Origin of the sequence: Fodinibius sp., from assembly GCF_041642155.1 — a bacterium.
Lineage (GTDB): Bacteria > Bacteroidota > Rhodothermia > Balneolales > Balneolaceae > Fodinibius.
In genome coordinates this window covers 22,478-28,710 of record NZ_JBEPWZ010000013.1, presented here as the reverse complement: position 1 = coordinate 28,710, position 6,233 = coordinate 22,478, and the positions used below count along the sequence as shown (strand labels likewise).

The following is a 6,233-nucleotide window of genomic DNA, read 5'->3' as shown; positions in this document are numbered from 1 at the left end:
GCTGCGGAAGCTGAAAAAAACGCGCGAGAAAACATTGCTTTGCTCAAGAAGGAAAAAGAGTATATATCTGGGATGATCCGCATAGATCCGATTCGGGTCGATGAAACTCTGGAACTGATCGACCGGCTCATTGCCAACGGCCCCTGCGTAGGAATCAAGACAGGGAGACCGCTCGAAGAAGATGTTACTGTTGCACATCCCAACTACGATCCCATCATCCGGCGGCTTGCCGAGCTCGAAGCCGTTATCTACATCCATTCTGGCTTTATGGTCGGTGGGGAGCCCAGAACCTATTATGGAGGGACTAGAGTGGGAGAGGCTCATCCTGGGCATATAGCTGAGCTCGCGTCCCGGTTTCCCGATGTGCCTCTTATCTGTGGCCACCAGGGAACCGACTGGGAACTCGGGGTGCGGGCCATTCGGCCGCATAAAAATGTACTCATGGAGTTCAGTGGTATGGATCCAGCATCGGGCGCCGTCGATTTTGCGGTCAAAGAACTCGGTGCTGACAGGCTTGTATGGGGCTGCCACGCACCCACCAGGAGCTTCGCGAATGAGCTGTCTAATGTCTATGACAGCGATATGAGCAGATCGCAGCGTAAAATGATTTTTGGAGGTAATCTACGCCGAATATCCGCCTCTATTCACCGCCGTAAGGGAATTCCTGTAGACATTTAAAAATCTCCAAGGTGCCTTATGCCAGGGGAGTCAGCACCAGGAGCCACGCTTTTTACCAATTATCAAGACAATGGGAGGGGATGCCATACCCAGCCTAAGGTATTCTGAATCCTGATAGATTTTTATAACTTTAAAGTTTATCATAAGAAGATCTAAACGCTCTGCCGGAAGTCATCTGGGGGAATATGAAAAATGGAGTAAAGGTATGGATCATTAATATTAAGGGAGGGGATCGAAAAGCATTTGAAAAACTTTTTCTCCGGTTTTATGAACCTCTGTGCCAGTTTTCCTGGCAGTTTACGCATTCCCGGCATATTTCTGAAGAGTTGGTTCAGGAAGTGTTTATGGCGGTATGGAAGTCGAGAAAAACGCTCGATCCGCAAAAAGACATTAAATCCTATTTGTATCAGTCCGTTAGAAATAAAGCCCTGAATTATATTGAACATGAGCAGCTTGCGGAAGAATATAATAGGGAAATTGAATGGTTATCGCCCGCTCCGGTTACCCAGAAGCATCATTATGGAGAAAAATCACAGTTTGAGAAAGCTGCAAAAAAAGCAATTGAACATCTTCCGGACCGGGCACGTCAAATATATAAGTTAAGCCGGAAAGATGGACTGACCTACCGTGAGATAGCAGATGTCATGGATATATCGGTTAAAACCGTGGAATCCCAGATGAGCAGAGCTCTTAAAATCTTACGCAATTCCCTTTCGCAATACCTGTAGAAGTGGCTTTGAAAAACTGTCCGTCCCGGGAAGGCGGACTGCAGTCGGACAAGCTGAGGTCCTCATCAGATGGCGATGCTATTCATTCGATGAGTTTTTCAAAAGGTTTTCTTATTGCGATACTTTCGGACAATTTTCATACATTTATCAGGAGGAGATCGAATATTTTCCCTTTTTTTTTGAGAAAAATAAAAAAAATTACAGGGTACCTCTTTTTTCAGTTGTATTTACAACAGCAGGAACATCATAAACTGAGATTAGAAGTCCCCGGTAATAAATGAGTTGGACATTACTGCATAAATATTTGACGGGAGAATGTACTCCCGCAGAAAAAGAAAAGGTGGAACTTTGGTTACATTCCGATCAACGAAATCGGGAGTTTTATGATTCCCTTGTCAAAATATGGAGCGTTGAACCCGACGATAATATTAAGATTGACGCCAAAGATGCCTGGAACTCCTTCAAGGAGAAGATTTCAGAGGAAGAGGAAGAGAAAGAGGAGTACGCATCTCAAAAAACGTTCACAAGCTTTCATTCCATTCAACCTGAAACGCCCCGGCGGAAAGGCTACAGCCGCCCGGTCGCCGGTTCCATTGCCGCTGCCACAATCTTTCTGGCCGGAGTGCTGTTGTATCTTTTCCTGCCGGACTTCGGGTCGGCCGATAAAGAACTTGCTCAAAAAGAAACTCAGATCCAGGAAATTTCAACTGAATTGGGACAGCGTACCTCATTTCGATTATCCGATGGAACGCACGTCTATTTGAATGCCGACAGTCGCGTTCAAGTCTCATCGGCTTTTGGAGACAGCATACGCAGCATTCAGCTGCAGGGTGAAGCCTATTTCGATGTGGCGCGAGATGAGAATAGTCCATTTGTCGTCTATTCCGGCCATTCTTCTACCAGAGTTTTAGGGACGAGATTCGGAGTTAAGGCCTATCCTCAGGATGAGCGGGTACAGGTTGTTGTGGAAGAGGGAAAAGTGGCCGTAAACTCGTCTGACAAACCTGCTGCCGGGGATCTTTATTTGACCGAAAACCAGGTGGGGTTTCTGGATTCCGACGGAAAATCGCAAATAACCAGGATAAATGGAGTTTCAGCTTACCTGGCATGGAAGGATGGCCGGATGGTCTTCGAATCCACTTCTTTTGAAAGCGTCATACCTCAATTGGAGCGATGGTATAATATTGACATTGAAGCGGATTCCTCTCTTTTTTCCCAGCAGGTGACCGCCTCATTTAGTGACGAACCCATGCTGGAGGTGTTGAATATCCTCGCGCTTTCTCTCGATGCAGAATTTCAAAGAGACGGCCGGCATATCAATTTTCATTTAACAAATCATAAACAGGTAAACTAATAATTAATGGGGGTTTTATGATAAAACGAAACCAACTCAGGATTTACAGGAGCGGGATGGGAATAATATGTTTTGTTACAGTATTTCTGTTCACAATACATTCGTCGGAAGCACAAGATACAACAACCGGTAATGACGGAAGTCTTTTTACCAAGGCTTCAGTTTTACCCGGTATTGATTTAAACTACAGTCGTGTGACTCCTACGTCTCTCAATAAAATGATTTCGCTGGAATTTGAAGATGTATCAATCAAGGCTGCTCTTGAGGATATTGTCAAGAGAGCGGGGTTTCAGCTTTCATACAGTGACCAGCAGGTTCCTTTAGCAAAGCGCATAACCGTTGATTTGCAAAATGTGACGATAAATAAAGCACTGTGGAAAATTTTGGAAGGGACGGGCTTGCGCTTCGCCTTATCGCCGAATAATCATCTGGTTTTAACAAAGCAAGAGGATTCTACAGAAGAGGTCGCCCAGGAAGTTATATCTGGAATCGTCACGGATGCCCAGACGGGAGAAACCCTGCCGGGCGTGAATATTTTAATCAAGGGAACTGCGACAGGAACTTCTACTAATAATGAGGGACAGTTTGAATTTGATGTTCCCTCTTTACAGGACACTCTTGTTTTCTCATTTATCGGGTACCAAACTCTGGAAGTACCGATCAACGGGCGGACTGAATTCGATGTAGCTCTACAGTCTCAAGCTGTATCTGGGGAGGAATTGGTTGTCACCGGTTATGGAGTTCAGAGGAAATCCGATGTCACGGGTTCCATTGGAATGGTTTCAAGTGAGGCGTTGGAAAAACAGCCCTCCTTCAATGCCCTGCAGAGTTTAAGAGGTAAAGTAGCGGGGGTTAACATTTTCACTAATTCCGGTGCTCCTACCGGAAGTAACAGGGTAGTAATCAGGGGATCGGGGTCTATAAATGCAGATACGGACCCGTTATATGTTGTTGATGGAGTCGCTATGCAAGATGGTATCGAATTTATGAATCCCAACGACATAGAAAGTATTGAAGTGTTGAAGGATGCTTCGGCTACAGCCATTTACGGTTCGAGAGGAGCCAATGGGGTTATTCTAATTACTACGAAACGGGGTGATTCTGCCGGGGAAGATGTTACGGTAAGTTACGACGGCTCTTTTAGTTTTGGTGAGATGCGGGGCCGCATGGATGCCATGAATGCCGAAGAGTTTATGGAAGTTCAGCGGACCGGTTATGAAAATGCACCCCTGTTTGATGATTATGCACCGGGGGAAGAGCCGACTTTAGATCTTTCTCCCGATATGGGAACGCTGTTTGATGATCAGGGCAATCCTATTTACGATACCGACTGGCAGGATGCTGTCACGCGAATGGCCCTTTCACACGACCACCAGATAGGAATACAATCGGGAGGTGAGAAATCATCCTTCGGTGGATTTTTAAATTATACCAATAACGAAGGGATCATTCTTAATTCATGGATGAAGCGCGCCAGCGCTAAAATTGTTTATGATGCCGATCCCACCGAATGGTTATCCATAGGGACGAACCTGACGGTCAATAAAACGTGGGAAAACAATATTGAGGAAGGGGGCGGTGGTCAGGAGATTCGACGTACTATGATTGAGTTTGCTCCCATACTGCCGGTCAGATGGGAGGATGGTTCCTTTACGCACTTTAACGACGTGCAGAGCCTCACCCTTGAAGGACAGCCCAATCCGGTCCATCGGGCCCTGGAAGAGGACCGGTTGCGAGATCGGATTCAACTGTTCGGTAATACCTACGCTGAATTTCAGATTACAGAAAATCTGGAATTCCGCACGCAATTTGGTATAGATAATACCAATTTCGAACTCCGCAACTACCAGCCGACTGACCTGGAATCGCCATCCACATCCGTAGGGAACGCCACTATACAGAACAGTGAAACTACCTACTGGCAGAATGAAAATTATCTTACCTATATCATTGATAGCGGCAGTCACAGTCTTAACGCGGTACTGGGAGCCAGCTGGCAGGGAACGGATTACAGAGCCAATTCTTCAAGTGTGCGGGAGTTTCCCAACGACTTGTATCGGACCAATAACATTGATGCGGCCACCGATATTAATAGCATTCCAGCCTCTAATGCATGGGACTGGACGATGAATTCCTATTTTGCCCGTGGAAGTTATACCTATAATGAAACGTATAGCGCAACTTTTACGAGTAGATTGGACGGATCCTCCCGGTTTGGCGAAAACAATAAGTACGGGTTTTTTCCATCATTGGGACTGGGTTGGACGGCTTCAAATGAAGATTTTATGTCCAATATAGAATTTATCGATTATTTGAAATTTAGAGGTTCCTTGGGCAAAACCGGTAATACAGAAATCGGGGTTTACCAGTCCTTATCGACCATAAGTTCGGGGACGGCCTTAATCGGGGGGGCGCGTCGAACTTCCAGTAGTTTACAGAGATTATCGAACCCGGACCTGGAGTGGGAAAAAACTACCCAGTACAATGTCGGAGTGGAGCTTGACATGTTCAACCAGATAGTTTCGTTAGAAGCCGATTACTACTATAAATTGACGGATGATCTGTTGCTTGACCGTCCGATTCCTGCTACCACCGGCTTTGATGTGGTTATGGACAATGTGGGATCTGTCTCGAACCGCGGGGTGGATTTTATGATGACGACTAATAATATTCAGTCATCAGATTTTTTCTGGTCCACTACTCTCAATTTTAACTATAATATAAACAGGGTAGAAAGTCTGGGCGCCGAGGATGAAGATATTTTCCCGGGTCCCAACTGGGTATCCGGAAGCCAGACGATACTCAGAGTGGGAGAGCCGATAGGCACCTTCTATGGGTTCGAAAGATATGGCACCTGGAATACGGACGAAGCGCAGGAGGCTGCTGCCGAAGGTCGAATACCGGGAGAGGCCAAACGATCCGAAGATCGGCAAATTATCGGCCATGGCATGCCCGACTGGACCGGGAGTTTTTCCAACCAGTTTAGTTTCGGAAACTTTGATGTTACGGCTGATCTGCAGTTTGTCTATGGAAGTGAAATCATGCAGCAGTTTTTACATACCGCCGAAGACAGGCAGGCGCTTACGAATGGAATCAGCACCCAGCTGCATGATGCATGGACCGTAGACCATCAGGACACGCCCATTCAGCGAATCAGGCATCAGCCCCTATCCGGACAAAATACCCAGGCCGACAGTCACTGGATCGTCGACGGTTCTTATATAAGGGGGAATCTTTTCTCGGTAGGTTATACGCTCAACCAGAATATGGTTTCCCGGCTTGGAGTGCAGCAAATGAGGATCACGGCAAGCCTGGAAAATGCATTCGTGATTCATCATCCCGATTTCAAGGGGCACGACCCCGAGGGGACGTCATGGCAGGGGAACCCTAATACACAGAACATTTTCTTTTACCAGTATCCCAAGCCCCGAACAGTCACCCTTGGAGTAAACTTCAGATTTTAAACAACCAAT

General features: G+C 46.3%; 4 protein-coding genes. All 4 read left to right on the top strand.

The genetic code is table 11. The features are described 5' to 3' along the window. The coding region (locus ACESLU_RS02015) for an amidohydrolase family protein (protein WP_372634399.1) at positions 1-678 on the top strand (678 nt) is incomplete at its 5' end. A gap of 185 nt (positions 679-863) precedes the next feature. Continuing rightward, positions 864-1,406: an RNA polymerase sigma-70 factor gene (locus ACESLU_RS02010; RefSeq protein WP_372634396.1), complete on the top strand. Its 543-nt coding sequence runs from the start codon at positions 864-866 to the stop codon at positions 1,404-1,406. 277 nt (positions 1,407-1,683) lie between these two features. Then, entirely contained in the window at positions 1,684-2,760 is a 1,077-nt protein-coding gene (locus ACESLU_RS02005; protein ID WP_372634393.1) for a FecR family protein, read from the top strand. A 194-nt stretch (positions 2,761-2,954) separates the two neighbouring features. Beyond that, on the top strand, positions 2,955-6,224 hold the full coding sequence (locus ACESLU_RS02000; RefSeq protein WP_372634391.1) for a TonB-dependent receptor: 3,270 nt from the start codon (positions 2,955-2,957) through the stop codon (positions 6,222-6,224). The last annotated feature ends 9 nt before the right edge of the window (positions 6,225-6,233 follow it).